This window comes from Mesorhizobium sp. C432A, assembly GCF_030323145.1.
Lineage (GTDB): Bacteria > Pseudomonadota > Alphaproteobacteria > Rhizobiales > Rhizobiaceae > Mesorhizobium.
In genome coordinates this window covers 2,983,834-2,998,432 of sequence record NZ_CP100470.1, presented here as the reverse complement: position 1 = coordinate 2,998,432, position 14,599 = coordinate 2,983,834, and the positions used below count along the sequence as shown (strand labels likewise).

The window sequence follows — 14,599 nt, the reverse complement described above, 5'->3', positions numbered from 1 at the left end:
GGGGAACGGTCCGCGCGTGCGATTGTTCCCGACGTAAGTGTCCAGCCGGATTCGCTGGTTCTCGGCCCGCTCGGGCGCCTTTTTCAGCGGCTCTCGCAGGATCGTCGTCGGACACACCGGTGATGAGACCCCGATCCAGCACGCCGAGCAGCCGCTTTGGCGACGGCCGGACTTACCGCTTTGGTATTCATGCTGCCGGATCCCCTGCCCTGTCATATCAACTCCCCACCTTGGCAAAAGCCCCAAGTGACCAAACCGTCAGTCCACCTCGATTACCTTGCGCGTCGGCTTTCGTTGGCGGGGCGGCTGCTTTGCGGCTACGGGCGCGGGCGGGGTCTGCGTTATCGATGCCTCCAACAACTGTCGCTGTTCTCTAAGCCGCGCCGTCTTGGCTTCCCTGGCATGCCGCTCCGCTTCCAACAGCAACTTGGCTTCTCGATCCGCCCTCTCGATCTTTTCCCTGTCGACGCGTCGTGTTTTCAAGGTCGCCTCCTTTGGTCAGACGGCGAACAAAGTGCGGACCTGAAAAAATGTTCCCAACAAATTAAGGCCTGATCTGCCTCAAATGATATTGACCAGCAGCCCGCCGGTTGCGCGCATCTGCGGCTCTGTGACGTCCAAAGGAACTGCTTGCCGTCCGCGGCGTTACGCCACCACGCTGGCCGGAAGATTACCATGGACGACAAACCCCGAACGACGGTCAGAAAACCGGCCCGGATTGATCAAGGGCATTGCTTTTGCGGAGCCATCACAGCTGAATTCAGTGGCGATCCCTTTTGGATTTGTTTCGACCACGACGATGACTGCCGACGAGCGATCGGCAGCCCACTGACGATCTGGATTGGCTATCGTCCAGATCAGGTCGATTGGCTCGGCTCCAAACCAAAAACATTTTCGAAAACCAGGGGCGTCGTGCGCTCCTTCTGTTCGGAATGTGGCACCTCGATTGGGTACACCGATGAAGGCTTGCCAAATGAGTTCTACATCTCGATCGGATTCATGGACGCGCCCGAGAAGTACCATCCCCAAGCCCAGGCCTATTGGGAAATGCGGCTGCCGTTTATCAGGATGGATGACGGTTTGCCTCGCGTCGAGGGCTACACCCGGGCGCGCGACCCCGCCCTGGGCAATCCCAGAGACCGGTGAGGCAGGAGGCTGGATCTCGGGCGTCGTACCTGCAAGCCAGCGCCAGGGCTGGCGGAACGGCGGCCGAACCATTGGAATGAGAGAGATCTCCAAACGGACAAATGCCCGAAACCAATTTCACCGGCGTGGGTTGAAGATGGACATGCGGGACTTGTTTTCACAGTCTGACGACAAAGAAGCGGATGTTTGAAGGATTCAAGCTAGAGACCGTGGATCTGCCCGAGTCCTCACTGCGAGTCAGGTATGGAGGTTCAGGCCCGCCGCTTCTTTTGCTGGATGGCCATCCTCGGACGCACGTTACCTGGCACCGGGTAGCCCCACTTCTCGCCGCCGACCACACAGTTGTCTGCCCCGATCTGAGGGGCTTTGGCCAGTCCTCGGTACCGGCGGACGCCGTGGACCATGCTGGATCCTCCAAGCGTGCCAAGGCCAGGGACTGCATTGCTCTCATGGGACATCTCGGCTTTCGCCGGTTTGCGATCGCAGGCCATGACCGCGGCAGCTACACAGCGTTCCGAACAGCCATGGATCACCCGTCGGCGATCAGCCATCTGATCGTCATGGACAGCGTCCCTATCCTGGAAGCCCTCGAACGCTGCGACGCCCGCTTTGCGAAGCTCTGGTGGCACTGGTTCTTTTTTGCACAGCCGGACAAGCCCGAACGCGCAATCATGGCCGATCCTGACGCGTGGTATGGCGGCTCAGCCGAGTCCATGGGGGCTGAGGCCTATGTCGACTACAAGGACGCAATCCACGATCCGAATGTTGTTCACGGCATGCTTGAAGACTATCGGGCAGGTCTGGCCATCGATCAATTGCACGATACCGACGACAGGAAAGCTGGTCGCCGGGTCGCGTGCCCGACCTTGGCGCTCTGGTCCGCCCGCGATGACCTTGAGGCACTCTACGGCAACGTGCTCGATGTTTGGCGACCCTGGACCACCGAACTGAAGGGCCAACCGATCGAAAGCGGACATCATATGGCCGAAGAAGCAGCCGAGGCGGTAGCCGCAGCCGTCATGGCGTTCTTGCGCGAACCGACGTCGTCATGCGGCGAGCTTGGCTGAACCGATCCGTTTGATGGCACTGCTGATCGACCGTTCGCCATCGTCGTAGTCAGCCCAGGCGACGGTCTTTTTCAGGTGGCCCGGGACCGTGCGAACGGTGTATTTTTTCGGATCGAGATCCGCCTTCACCTGACTCCAGGTCAGCGGCATGGATACAGTCGCGCCTTCCCTGGCGCGAGGGGAGAGAGGGGCGACGGCTGTCGCCATGCGATCATTCCTGAGATAGTCGAGAAAAATCCGGGATGTCCGCAGCTTCTTGGCCATGTTGACGAGGTAGAGATCCGGGCTGTCTGCCGCCATCTGGATGCAGACGGCCTTTGCGAAGGCCTTGGCCTCGGCCCATGTCGTCTTGCTGCGTTGGGCCGCCAATGGCGTCACGACATGCAAGCCTTTGCCGCCCGTGGTTTTGCAGAAGCTCACCAAGCCCAGATCTTCGAGACGATCGCGCATTTCCTTGGCAGCCGCGACCACCTTCGCAAAAGGGACTTCCGGACCAGGGTCAAGGTCGAAGACAAGTCGGCCAGGCATTTCGGGATGACCCGGCTGGCAATTCCAGGGGTGAAGCTCAAGGCCGCCTATCTGGGCGATCGCGGCCAGACCCTCGACGCGGTCGATTTGCAGATACGGTTTGTGATCGCCGAAGACTTTCACCAGTTCCAGCAGATTGGATGTGCCTGGCATTGCGTGGCGCTGGAAAAACTGCTCGCCAGCGTAGCCATCCGGCGCGCGCACGAGTGAACAGGGACGACCTTTGATATGTCTGATCATCCAGGGGCCAACGGTCTCGAAATATTCTGCAAGATCGAGCTTGTCGACGGGCTGACCGTCGCCGGCATTCGGCCAAAGCGGCTTGTCCGGCTTGGAAATGATGACGCCCATGACAACCGGGCTTTTTCCTGTCTTGCCAGTCACCTTGGCAGGGTCGGCAATCGGCGTCTCTTGAGGATCGGCTGGACGCTCGGCCTCGACGTCTTTTGCGGGCTTGTCTTCACGCAGGCCTTTGAAGGCGGCCTGCCGGATATTGCCACCCCCGGTCCAGCCGGCGAACTCGATTTCCGCGACCAATTCCGGCTTCGTCCAGAAGACGGTTGAATTCCTTTTCGGTGCGCCGTCGCCGGTAAACGGCGACGTCGCGGCTTTCATCTCCTGCAGCCTGGGCATCAGCTGCTTGACCTTTGCCTCGCTGAATCCGGTCCCCACACGGCCGATATAGGCGAAATGTTCACCGCGATTGACGCCGACGAGCAATGACCGGAATTTGCCGTTGGTCGTCGACCAGCCGCCGATGACCACCTCATGCCCGGCGCGGCATTTCGATTTGGCCCAGGTGTCGGTCCTCCCCGAAACATAGGTTGCATCGGCCTTTTTGGAGACAATCCCCTCAAGCGACAGGCGACAGGCAGAACGCAGCACCGCGTCGCCGCCATTGCTGAAGTGCTCGACATAGCGGATGAGATTTTGCGCGCCGCGATCGACTTCGCCGAGCATCTCGCTCAGACGTTCCTTCCGTTGTGAGAGAGGCATCTTTCGCAGATCGACGCCATTTGCGAAGAGCAGGTCAAAAGCAAAGTAGATCAGGTCCTTCGTCCGGCGCTCCGACAGCGCCGCCTGCAGTGCGGCAAAATCGGGCGCGCCGTTCTCGCCAAGCGCTACGATTTCGCCGTCGATGATGACGTTGGGGAGGCTGGCGGCCTCCTTTGCGATGGCGCCAAATTTCTCCGTCCAGTCAAGACCCTTGCGGGTCTTAAGGGCGATGTCCTTGTCTTCCACGCGCAACTGGACGCGATAACCGTCAAACTTGATTTCGTGAACCCAGTTCGTCCCGGCCGGCGGCCGGGAAAGCGTTGCGCAAAGCTGTGGTGGGATGAAGTCGGGCATCTTCGCCGCTGAGGCACCAGCGGCTCGCTTCGGCCGCGGAGCAGGCTTTGCCGACCTGGCGGCGCGCTTGTCGGCATGGCCGCGCTTGCTGTCCCAAACGGCATCCGCATCGGCCAACGATGAACCTTTCATCATGAACGGCTTCGGACCTGCCCCCTTCCCCGCTGCAATCCTCTCCATGCTCCGACCCGAGGCGACGGATCGATCCTGAGCCAGCACCGCATCGCCATTGCCCTCTGTCGCGTATTTGTCGCGGTGTTTGATCAGCAGCCAGTTGGTCCGCTTCCCGCCATTGCGGTCATGCTTCATGCGCACGAGGACGAAGCTTCCATGCAGGCGCTTGCCCTGCAGCGTGAATTTCAGGTCGCCTTTTTCCAACGCCTTTTCGGGAGACATGGCGCCTTCCGGTTCCCAATATCCGCGATCCCACAACTGCACCGTGCCGCCACCATATTGTCCTTTGGGAATTGTGCCTTCGAAGTCGCCGTACTCCAGCGGGTGGTCCTCAACCTCCACGGCAAGTCGTTTGTCGTGAGGATCCAGTGATGGACCTTTGGTCACAGCCCATGATTTGAAGACCCCGCCAAGCTCGAGGCGAAGATCATAGTGCAGCCGCGTGGCCGCGTGTTTTTGGATGACAAACCGAAGTCGATTCGAACCCGCAATCGAGCTTTCGCCGCTGGGCTCTTTCGTCTTCGCGAAGTCCCTTTTGGCCCGGTAGGTTGAAAGCTCGCCCGTTTTCATGGAAGTGCCCCGACTAATGACGCAACGCCGGACTCAACGCAGTGGGTGAGATTTGGTTCGGTTCATGGCCGAGACGGCGCCGATGCTGCTTTTCCGCTTCAGAGTGGCATCGCCGTCAAATGTAGGCCTTCACGGAGATTACACGTCATGTCGTCACCGCTGACGTTAAGGTTCCTTGGTTTGCCCAACCATTTTTGCAAGCTCTGAAAATGGTGGGATGTCCAGTTCGCCTTGCGCGTTGTTTGCGATCTGCAGAAGCCTGATCGGGAAGCAGATCGCGTCACGGTTGGCCGGTGACATGTCTTCGTAGGTCCGCTCGTCACCTGTCATGGACGCCTCTGCCTTTCGCAGGGCGGTATCGATCTCGTCAATTGACAGCAGACCTTTGTGAACGAGCAGGTTGTTGATTGACGCGACCGCCATCATCAACCCTTCAAGCTGAAGATTGGCAACGTTCATGGCTTGACCGTGTTTCCGCTGCCCGGCCTCGCCGGGGCGTTCTGGCCATCGGATTGGTGCGTCTTGTCATCCACCTCATTGACTGGCCGCGTCAGACCGACCCCACTCTTGGGTTTCTTGTTGCCGGCCGCATCCTGAGAGAACGCATCCGAAGGATCAGGACCTGTTCTAGCCGGGTACTTCGTTGCGCCGGTCTCGCGACGGTTTTCATTATCAGGCATTTTTGATCACTCCAATCGGATGACCGATAACCATTACGAGCCCGGCGAGTTCCGGCGCCGCATGGAACATTTCTGGCCGTTGGTGCAGAGACAAGCGGGCGTGTCTCGGCAATCGCGCCTCGCGCACTGGCGGCAGGTCTCGCTTTCGTTGCCGACAGCACTAGGTTGCTCGTTGAGGTAAAAGGAATTCCCCATGCGGGTGGCACGCGAAGCCTGGGTTCTTGGCAAGGAGAGCATCCTCGGATTCATCAACGACAATGCCCTCAGCCACGGTGCGGCGATGGCGTTCTATGCCGTTACGTCCCTGGCCCCGATCTTGTTGATCGTTGTTGCGATTGCTGGACTTGTCTTTGGGCATGAAGCAGCTCAACTCGCTCTGTCGGCCGAAATCGCAGGCGTGATGGGATCGCAAACCGGCGACCTTCTGCGCAGCACCATCGAAAGCGCTTCTCACAGAACCGCCGGCACTCTTGCCACCTTGGTGGGCATCGTCACCCTCTTCGTGACAGCCTCCGGGGTGTTTGGCGAAATGCAGCTTTCGCTCAACACAATCTGGAAGATTGACCCACCACCCATGTCTGTGTCGCGATTGGTGCGGGCGCGGGCGGCCAGCCTGGGTCTGGTTGCAGCGTTGGGATTTCTACTGCTTGTGTCGTTGGCGGCGAGTGCCGCCATTTCCGCGCTTGGCGCTGTCATCAACGCCCATCTGCCGTTCGGCACCATCATTCTCGCGTCGATAAACGGCATTGTATCATTCGTGCTGATTTCCGCTCTGTTTGCCGCGATCTTCAAGATCCTGCCGGACCGGTCGCTCGCTTGGCGCGATGTCGCAATTGGCGCGGCAGTGACCGCTTTGCTCTTCACCATCGGCAAGTCGCTGATTGGCTGGTATATCGGAACCAGCGCGATCGCATCCTCCTATGGCGCGGCGGGTGCACTGCTGGTCGTGCTGCTTTGGGTTTACTATTCGTCTGAGATATTCCTGCTCGGCGCCGAGTTCACGCGGGCCTATTCCGTCCGTCTCGGCAGTCGGTCCGACCTTCAACCGATAGTGGAGGCAGAGAGCCCGTCGCGACAGACATCGAACCCTGGGCCAACTATCCAACGCGAGGTGCAGGCCTGGATTGTGATCACGGGTTTGCTGACCTTCGTGGCGACACGGGTCTGGCCATCGCGGCGATCTTAGCTGCTTCCCACCAATTCTGTTTCTTTGGAACGCAACCCGGACACCGGAATTGCATAGGAACAGGAGGTTGCCCATGCCAAAATTCCGCTTTGAGACGACAGTATCCGGCCAGACTACCGCTCTCGAGGAAGAGCTAGCGAGTGCGGAGATGGCCAGTCCGAGAGCAATAGAGATGGCGCGCGTAGCGGTGGCGGGGGATCCTGGGTCAGGAACCAAGCAATCGGGATCGACTATCAAGGTCTACGATGAAGCCGGATACCTGGTCGCCACAGTCAATTTTTCCGACGTGTTGCCGAGTGATCCGGACGCCGGACAGCATGGGATTGGCGACGCGATTGTCGAAGAACCGGGTGTGATGCGGTCTGGCTGACCCGTGGTAGATCAGGGTTTCACGTTTCGCTCACGCGATCCCCGGCAGGGCAATTTGCTGAGATCCCGAGGTCCTCGGCCATCGTCGGATGCTAGAGCTGAGATTCGATCGGGAGGTGACGGACGAAGACCGCCAGGATACGGCGAAAAAATCCGGCTTCTGGTTCATGCGTATAGTCCTGAATCTTGCCTTCGCCGCATCCATGCCAATGCAGAACATTGTGCTTCAGTTCGAGCCGATAGCTTGTTTCCGGAGATATTTCCGATTGGAATCGATGCCGCAGCTCGGCGACCAATTTCGGATCCTCAAACAGCACGCCCATTTCCGAGTTCAAGGACACTGACCGTGGATCGAAATTGAAGGAACCGACGAAGCCGATATTGTCGTCGACGGTGAAAGCTTTCGTATGCAGACTGGCGCCCTTCGAGCCAAACACCGAGATTGCGGAGCGCCGGTTGAACGGCTGAAGCTCGAAAATATTGACGCCATTCCTCAGCAGCCGCTTGCGATAGTTTGCGTAAGCGCCATGGACTGCGGCGACGTCCGTGGCGGCCAAGGAATTGGTCAGAACCGAAACGTCAACACCGGCGCCGACAAGGTCCAGCAAGATCGCTGTGCCCCTTTTGCCGGGGATGAAATAGGGCGACACAATTTCCAGACACCCGCGCGTGGATTGGATGATCGGACGCAGCTCTTTCATAAGCCAGCTGCGACGTCTCCAACCACGAACCTTCTCCGGCGGATCGGAAATGACCCGCACGCCATCCACCCAATGAACGTCGTTGCTGGCCGCAATAAACTCTGTGATCGAGCCCCGGTTGCCGATGCCGTTCAGGAATTTGGGATCGGGGCCGGTATCGCTTCCTTCAAGCCATTTGGCATGCTCATGCTCAGCCACTGATCCCAGGGTTTTGATTGGCTTGGCTTCATTGCAAGCCCAGAAGGCATCGAATATCGCCGCGGTTTGCCGTACCGCAGGCCCCAGGAGCAGCAGGTCAAGGTCCCGGAAATTGGTTTCTGCCGCATCGAAATAGGCATCGCCAACATTCCGACCGCCGACAATGGCAAATTTGTCGTCGACGATCCAAGCCTTGTTGTGCATCCGTCGCGTCAATGCAAAGAGCCGCAACAGCACTTCCACACCACGCATGATCCGGCCGCGCCTGATACCGCTCGGATTGAACAACTTCAATTCGATGTTTGGATGGTTGTTCAGCGCCAGATATGCCGCATCATTTTTATGCGGATTGACGTCGTCAAGGAGCATGCGTACCCGAACACCGCGCTCAGCAGCTCGAAAAACCTCGCGAAGCAGCAAGCGGCCGGTGTGATCATCATGCCAAAGGTAATACATCAGGTCGAGGCTGCCCTCAGCGCTCCTTGCCGCCAGCACGCGCACAGCGAAAGCGTCATAATTGTCCGAGACAAGCAGCAAGCCGCTCTTGCCGGTTTTGATGTTGTCGTCTGCGGTTCGCGAAAGTGATACGTCCATAAAAATTGCCACCTTTGGACGGCGCTCGCTGCCATCCCGCTCAAATCATAGCTAGAACCATTCTGAGGTATTCTGGTTGCATACGCAGCGTCCAATCACCCAATTCCTGGATGCAAGCAGGGCCAGCAATCAAGCGGCTGCAGAGCGGTCAGGAGGCTTGAGAGGCGTTGCCCCGACTGCTCTGCTGCCGCTGCGGTACTTGCGTCTCCTGCAGTCCCAGGCCCTCAGACCGCACGACCGTTGGCGGGAGCCCGATGGCGTGCGCCCCGCCGCGGCTCTTCGACGAGAATGACGTGGTCGTTGTTCTCAGTGAAGCGCAGGACCCTTTAAATTTAGATATCTCCATTATCCCGGAACCGGGTTCGGGTTTCCGAGTTAAGAAAATGCTCGCGACGGGCAATTTTCAACAGAGGAGACGGCACAATGCCCACTGCCAAGAAAGCCAATGGCAACAACAAGGACCTGGAGGACCTTTTCCTCGATGGCCTCAAAGACATCTACTATGCCGAGAAGAAAATTCTGAAAGCCTTGCCGAAGATGGCCAAAGGCGCATCCGAACAGCAAGTTGCGGCAGCATTCGAGAAGCACCTCGCTGAAACCGAGGGGCAGGTCGAACGTCTGGAGGAGGTCTTCGAGATTCTCGGCGCGGCCGCGCGCGGCAAAACCTGCCCGGCGATCGACGGCATCCTGGAGGAAGGATCTGAAATCCTTCAGGAGTACAAGGGTTCGACTTCGCTCGATGCAGGGCTCGTCGGTGCCGCGCAAGCCGTGGAGCACTATGAGATTGCCAGGTATGGAACCCTGATTGCCTGGGCTACGACGCTCGGCAAGGATGACGTGGTTGCGCTCCTCAATGCGACACTTGAGGAGGAGAAGGCCACCGACGAGGCGCTGACTGCCCTCGGTGAAGCCGGCGTCAACGAACGAGCGGCAGAACGGAAAGCGGCTTGATTGATCGCCTACCCAACCGCCTCGGCGACCCATGTGCCGAGGCGGTCGCGGGAGATGAAGGACATGGTCACGCATATCTACAAAGGACTGGAATGTTTCCTGCTTGAGTGTTCGGCCGCGCTGGTCAGGCGCCGCGCCCTTGGTGGTTCGCGCAGCGATCCTCGGCAGTTGCGAGAACAGCGCAGAGATGAGTTCAGGGCCCGCAAAGTCGCCGAATGAGCGCCAAGATGGAGAGTCGGATGGGCTTCTTTGGAAAATATTTCTCAGGACTGTTGAGCAAGAAATCGACTGACGGCAAGGGGAGCGGCGATATGCGTAAAGCTACCGGCGCGGGTCCGGCGATTGCCGCGCATTCCAAAGATGCAAAGACATCCGCTGCTTCCGGTCAAAGCACCAATGCTTCGAGCAAAAATGCAGATGGACGATGACAAAAGGCAAGATTTGGCTACCGACCCTATGTCGCATCGAAGCGGCGCAAAGACGTTAAATCGTCGAGATGACCCGCATCGCAACCTTCAACGTCAATGGCGTCAACGGCCGACTGCCAGTGCTTCTCAAGTGGCTTGGCGAAACCGGCTATGACATCGTCTGCCTTCAAGAACTGAAGACCTCTGACGAAAAATTTCCCGTCGATGCGATTAGAAACACCGGCTATGGCGCAATCTGGCACGGACAGAAGTCCTACAATGGCGTGGCAATCCTCGCTCGCGGGATTGAGCCGCTGGAACGTCGTCGAGGTCTGCCGGGCGATCCCGACGATTCGCACAGCCGCTACATCGAGGCAGATGTGAATGGGCTTGTTGTCGGCTGCCTGTATTTGCCTAATGGCAATCCAGCGCCGGGGCCGAAGTTCGACTACAAACTTCGCTGGTTCCAACGTTTGATCACCTATGGCCAGGTGCTGCTGGGCGATAGCTCACCGACCATCCTGTGCGGCGACTATAACGTCGTTCCAGGCTCGATCGACGCGGCGATGCCGGGGCGCTGGGTTGGCGATGCCGTTTACTTCCCCGAGAGCCGGAGCGCGTACGCCGAAATGCTTGCTCAGGGCTGGATCGATGCCGTCCGTCGCATTCATCCAGAAAAGGGAATTTACACCTATTGGAACTTCTCCTACCGCGGCGGGTACGATCGGAGTTCCGGGCTCCGGATGGACCATCTCTTGCTGAGTTCATCCCTATTGGATCGCCTGAAGAATGCCGGAGTAGATGCCGAAACGCGTGCATGGGACAAGCCGAGCGATCATGCGCCAGCCTGGATAGAACTTGATTGAGCTTCCTCGGCAAGGAGCCTGAAGACCTGGTGGCGCTCCTTCGTGATTAGATTTGGCCGCATGTCTATCGCCAACAATGAGGACTGCCGGCGCCAAGCGATTCAAAGGACGCAATGATGACAAACACTCAAAAGGAAGCTGAACTGATTGCGCGCCTTGCACGCCAGCATGGCGTCACTGATGGCGCTGTCATGGCTGTCCTTGAGGCGTTGCGGCGTGGTGGTGGAACCATGGCCCAGTTCAGCCACGTCGACTTCGGAGGAATGTCACAATGGTCCTCCGGCCTGACGATGGTCGGCGACATGTTCGATGACAGCCTCAAGGCGAAGCTCAACACTATCGCGGCGGAGCTCTCGGCCTACCTGCGCGATCATCCCGCCAAGCCACAACGCGACGACACGAGCTATCGTTCTGCAGCTATGGCCCACGCCGGCTCATGGTGGCCTGAGGAGTTTGGGAGCCCGTCTGCCGCTGGTTCTCAAAACAATATGCGCTACGCAGCGTTTCCTGAGCAAAGCCGCCTGGTCATCGACGATCATGGAAAGATGGAGATTTATGACACAGGCGACCATCGCATATCCGGTGTTTCGCAGAGCCAGAGCACGGACTCCACCCTGACCTTTGTCAGCCAGCACGGCGTGGTCCGCGTATCTGATCTCAAGCGCGTATCTGCGACGTAGGTCAGGGCCGCTTCAATGCAGACAGTCACGCTCATCGGCTATCTCGCGACCGTCTGCTCGATGAGCAGTTTCACCCCGCAAGCCTGGAAAATCATCAGGACACGAGAGACAAGCGGCATCTCCGCACCGATGTATGCCATCACTGTGTTGGGCTTCGCCTTGTGGCTGGCCTTCGGCATCATGAAGGCAGAGTGGCCGATCATAATCACGAATGGCGTCTGTCTCCTGCTGTCAGCCTTCATTCTCACAATGACAGTCCTGCCGCAGGCTGAGAAAGACGCAGTTGCCAAGGCTTTCGACCCCGACGACTAAAGCGCGTCGCGTTTGAACGGACTCAGAAAACGCGCGCTTTGGGTCTTTGTTTTATGCATCTCGTCGTCTCAAAACCGGAGCCACTTTTGAGCGACATGCATTAGCGCTTCCAACTTTTCAGAAGCGGACCTTGGCTACCATATGCAGGATCCTTGCGCGGACGCCCCACCTTGGGGATGGTTGCGAGCGCATCGCTATGCTGATCCTTGCTCCTACATTCGTCATAAGTCCCAAACGGAGGATACGCGCCGACAACCAAAAAATCATCGGATGCCGAGAGGCATTGGTGCCCGGTGCCTGCCGGGAGGACCGCGACGTCGCCAGCCTTCAGCGACAGCGTTCGTCCTTTCTTGCCCCCAAACCGGACTTCAGCATTTCCGCGGGCAATGCCCAGAACCTCGTGTATTTGCGAATGATAGTGAACGTAATCATAGATGCCGTTTCGCCAGCTATCGCCCCATCCGTTTGCATCGAAAAGCACCTCCATGACGGCTGCTGGATCAAGTCCTTCGGGCAATTCGACGGCGCCTCGATAAACGACGAGCGGCCATGCTGGATTATTGGGTACAAGTCCATCATCCTTGAACCAGAACTCATTCGACTTTCGCTGCCTCACAAATCCGGCGACAGCTTGCTTGCGCGGTCTTGCGAAACCGGTGACGTTCTCGATCAATTTCTTGCTGGTTTCCAAAATGCTCATCGACGCTGCCTCTAAAGCAGAGGTTAGTTTAGCCGCTCGCTCAGAGCTCGACCTTTGCGTTGTCGCCCACATTCGGCTTGGCGCCGGTAACGGCCGCAAACACCATCGTTGCGGTAGCCATCATTAGCCCCGGGCTGTCCCACAATTCGCCTTCCTCGGGTTTCACCGTTATCAGACGAATCTCGGGATCATCGGCATTATCCCACCAGGCTGAGTCAGTTTTCTCCCAGAGCTCGGCGATCTTTTCCCTGTCATTTGTCACTGTGGCCGGGCCTGACATCGTGACGTATTTGTAGTGGCTGTTGTCACTCCAGGCCAATGTGACCTTTGGATAGGTCGACAGCTGCTTGCTCTTGGCGCTGTCGTCATTGACGAGGAAGTATATGGCGTTTTCCTCACGGACCACACGCGCAGATAGCGGACGGGCTCGATTGTACTCGCCGTCCCAGGTCACGAACATGCAGACGTCGATGTTTTCGGCGAGTTCCCAGATGCGGTCTGTTGCCTCGGCGGGCGTGAGGTCCGTCTGCTGCTCTCGGGGGTTAGCCATAAGATGTCCTCCTGCGGGTGAATATCCTTGCTGACAACTCACGTCCCGCCACGACGTTCCAACTCACTGGTTCCTTCGACCTGCTAAGCGGCGGTGGAACTTTCGAAATTGCCGGAAGTTTGGATGGCAAACGCGAGGCCATGATGGCGGACAAGACGCTTCGAACATCAAAACGGACACCCGAGCAGGACGCAAAGGGTCAGTCGGAAAAGGACCACAAGGGCGGCGGAAGCGATGGCGTCGCCAGCGCCGATCCGCGGGTGATCTCCGGCAAAAAAGACGGCGACGCGACATTCCCTGTCAAGGGACCGAAGAAATAGCTATGAGCTCATTGGCAGGGCATCTGGCGGTGTCATCAATGCCACGGAGAAAATTGACGAACGGCTCAAGTCATTTCGCTAAAAGCGACAGAGTTAGGGCCGGCCTTCCCGACTTGCCGCCCGCCAAGTGCGATCGCGGCAATCGTCAATCCGCATCGGCCATGTCGTGTCTCCTACTGCGTCGGATGACACTTTACTTGCCGTCACCGACGCGGATCACCTTCAACCCTCAGGAGTTTCATGGCCGCATGACGCGCATCCGCCTGAAGGCGCTAATGGCAGCCTGGAAATTACGCGACCTTTGAAAAGAGAGCGACGTCGCATCTGGCTAAACCATAGCGCCATCGGTGATCGGTTGTGGCAACCCGGCTCTGGTAGAACAGTGAAAGCTGACTGCCATCGATCATCACTGTCGAGTGGCCGTTCTCGCCCGGTTGACCTGGCTCCAGCACCGGGCCGATCGAAACGTAAGGCCCGCTGACCTCGTCGGCGATGGCAAAAAACACCCGTTGCCGGTTTCCCCGAAGGCCATTCGGAAGAAAGCAAGTGGCGTTGAGAAGCACCCGGCCGTCCGGCAGCTCGATCAGTTGCGCGCCCTCAATGCCCCATTCGTAGTCGGGATCATCTCTGGTGTTATGGTGGGGAACATCGTTGTGGTCGAGGATTTTGCCGATCCGCTTCCACGGACCGAACCACGAGTCGGACTGGCTACGTGCCAGATAGATGTCGGGCTGAGGCACCCTGGTGAATTTTGGCATAGCCGAATAAACCAGGTAGCGCCCACCGCCAATGACTGCTGGATGCGGATCGTAAATGCCGTCCTCTTCCGTGTCCGGGATGGCCAGAATGGCCGGACTGAGGACTACCCAATGGAACCCGTCGTTGGAAACCGCATGCTCGCAACGGCCACCCGACTTCATGAATTCCGTCTGAATGAACATGTGGAAGACGCCGCACTCGTGGGTCACACCGGGAGCCGCAACACCAGTGCCGTTGATTGGAAGTTCGATCGGATCATGCTCGGCCCACGGCCCATAAAGATCGGGCGCCGTGGCATGCAAGATTCTCCACGTCTCGGTGGTGACCGTGCCGCTTGACCCGAAGACGTGCCAGACACGGCCATCGAAGACAGGACACGGGTCCTTGAGATCATCCACGCTTTGCGGATGAAACAGTGGAAAAACGTTGGTTTCAAAGTTGATGTTCATGTCAGCCCCGGAATTCGCCTCGGCAGTCGGAGACGCGCAGAG

General features: G+C 58.3%; 18 protein-coding genes. 11 read left to right on the top strand and 7 right to left on the bottom strand.

Annotation, left to right across the window (positions count from 1 at the left end):
• Positions 1-258: 258 nt before the first annotated feature.
• The gene (locus NLY33_RS14530; protein ID WP_023687840.1) at positions 259-483 is read right to left on the bottom strand and encodes a hypothetical protein; all 225 of its coding nucleotides are present in this window, start codon (positions 481-483) and stop codon (positions 259-261) included.
• A gap of 192 nt (positions 484-675) precedes the next feature.
• Between NLY33_RS14530 and NLY33_RS14525 the strand changes: the two genes are divergently transcribed.
• Together NLY33_RS14525 and NLY33_RS14520 are read left to right on the top strand one after the other, a co-directional pair.
• Positions 676-1,146, top strand: a complete 471-nt coding sequence (locus NLY33_RS14525) for a GFA family protein (RefSeq protein WP_023707699.1) — start codon at positions 676-678, stop codon at positions 1,144-1,146.
• Between the two features lie 182 nt (positions 1,147-1,328).
• Positions 1,329-2,213: an alpha/beta fold hydrolase gene (locus NLY33_RS14520; RefSeq protein ID WP_023707698.1), complete on the top strand. Its 885-nt coding sequence runs from the start codon at positions 1,329-1,331 to the stop codon at positions 2,211-2,213.
• Here the strand turns inward: NLY33_RS14520 and ligD are convergent.
• Both ligD and NLY33_RS14510 read right to left on the bottom strand, forming a co-directional pair.
• On the bottom strand, positions 2,193-4,835 hold the full coding sequence (ligD, locus tag NLY33_RS14515) for a DNA ligase D (protein ID WP_023687837.1): 2,643 nt from the start codon (positions 4,833-4,835) through the stop codon (positions 2,193-2,195). The two genes, NLY33_RS14520 and ligD, sit on opposite strands and share 21 nt — an antisense overlap.
• Positions 4,836-5,000: 165 nt before the next feature.
• Entirely contained in the window at positions 5,001-5,294 is a 294-nt protein-coding gene (locus NLY33_RS14510) for a hypothetical protein (protein WP_023687836.1), read from the bottom strand.
• Positions 5,295-5,708: 414 nt separating this feature from the next.
• On the opposite strand from NLY33_RS14510, the gene NLY33_RS14505 reads away from it, so the two are divergent.
• Positions 5,709-6,701, top strand: coding sequence for a YihY/virulence factor BrkB family protein (locus tag NLY33_RS14505; protein WP_023681152.1), 993 nt, complete (start codon positions 5,709-5,711; stop codon positions 6,699-6,701).
• Positions 6,702-6,774: 73 nt separating this feature from the next.
• A complete protein-coding gene (locus NLY33_RS14500; protein ID WP_023704629.1) occupies positions 6,775-7,071 on the top strand; it encodes a hypothetical protein in 297 nt (98 codons plus the stop codon).
• Between the two features lie 91 nt (positions 7,072-7,162).
• Here the strand turns inward: NLY33_RS14500 and NLY33_RS14495 are convergent, their stop codons facing one another.
• Entirely contained in the window at positions 7,163-8,563 is a 1,401-nt protein-coding gene (locus NLY33_RS14495) for a phospholipase D family protein (protein ID WP_023704628.1), read from the bottom strand.
• 423 nt (positions 8,564-8,986) lie between these two features.
• On the opposite strand from NLY33_RS14495, the gene NLY33_RS14490 reads away from it, so the two are divergent.
• The 6 genes from NLY33_RS14490 (at position 8,987) to NLY33_RS14465 (ending at position 11,779) form a co-directional block, all read left to right on the top strand.
• Positions 8,987-9,514, top strand: a complete 528-nt coding sequence (locus NLY33_RS14490; RefSeq protein ID WP_023704627.1) for a YciE/YciF ferroxidase family protein — start codon at positions 8,987-8,989, stop codon at positions 9,512-9,514.
• A 63-nt stretch (positions 9,515-9,577) separates the two neighbouring features.
• Complete coding sequence (locus NLY33_RS14485) at positions 9,578-9,733, top strand: hypothetical protein (RefSeq protein WP_155923545.1); 156 nt, start codon at positions 9,578-9,580, stop codon at positions 9,731-9,733.
• Complete coding sequence (locus tag NLY33_RS14480) at positions 9,730-9,942, top strand: hypothetical protein (RefSeq protein ID WP_245259911.1); 213 nt, start codon at positions 9,730-9,732, stop codon at positions 9,940-9,942. Before NLY33_RS14485 ends, NLY33_RS14480 begins: the two co-directional genes overlap by 4 nt.
• 68 nt (positions 9,943-10,010) lie before the next feature.
• A complete protein-coding gene (gene xth, locus NLY33_RS14475; protein WP_023704625.1) occupies positions 10,011-10,787 on the top strand; it encodes an exodeoxyribonuclease III in 777 nt (258 codons plus the stop codon).
• Positions 10,788-10,900: 113 nt separating this feature from the next.
• Positions 10,901-11,467 carry a hypothetical protein gene (locus NLY33_RS14470; protein WP_023707697.1) on the top strand — a complete coding sequence of 189 codons (567 nt, stop codon included), beginning with the start codon at positions 10,901-10,903 and terminating at the stop codon, positions 11,465-11,467.
• Between the two features lie 15 nt (positions 11,468-11,482).
• On the top strand, positions 11,483-11,779 hold the full coding sequence (locus NLY33_RS14465; protein ID WP_023687830.1) for a SemiSWEET family sugar transporter: 297 nt from the start codon (positions 11,483-11,485) through the stop codon (positions 11,777-11,779).
• Between the two features lie 100 nt (positions 11,780-11,879).
• Here the strand turns inward: NLY33_RS14465 and NLY33_RS14460 are convergent, their stop codons facing one another.
• Positions 11,880-12,479, bottom strand: coding sequence for a cupin (locus NLY33_RS14460; protein ID WP_023704623.1), 600 nt, complete (start codon positions 12,477-12,479; stop codon positions 11,880-11,882).
• A 40-nt stretch (positions 12,480-12,519) separates the two neighbouring features.
• Positions 12,520-13,029 (bottom strand): pyridoxamine 5'-phosphate oxidase family protein, encoded by a 510-nt coding sequence (locus tag NLY33_RS14455; RefSeq protein ID WP_023704622.1) that lies wholly within the window; start codon positions 13,027-13,029, stop codon positions 12,520-12,522.
• A gap of 17 nt (positions 13,030-13,046) precedes the next feature.
• On the opposite strand from NLY33_RS14455, the gene NLY33_RS14450 reads away from it, so the two are divergent.
• Positions 13,047-13,349, top strand: a complete 303-nt coding sequence (locus NLY33_RS14450; protein WP_155929678.1) for a hypothetical protein — start codon at positions 13,047-13,049, stop codon at positions 13,347-13,349.
• Positions 13,350-13,639: 290 nt separating this feature from the next.
• Here the strand turns inward: NLY33_RS14450 and NLY33_RS14445 are convergent, their stop codons facing one another.
• Positions 13,640-14,557 (bottom strand): glycoside hydrolase family protein, encoded by a 918-nt coding sequence (locus NLY33_RS14445; protein WP_023668035.1) that lies wholly within the window; start codon positions 14,555-14,557, stop codon positions 13,640-13,642.
• Positions 14,558-14,599 lie beyond the last annotated feature (42 nt).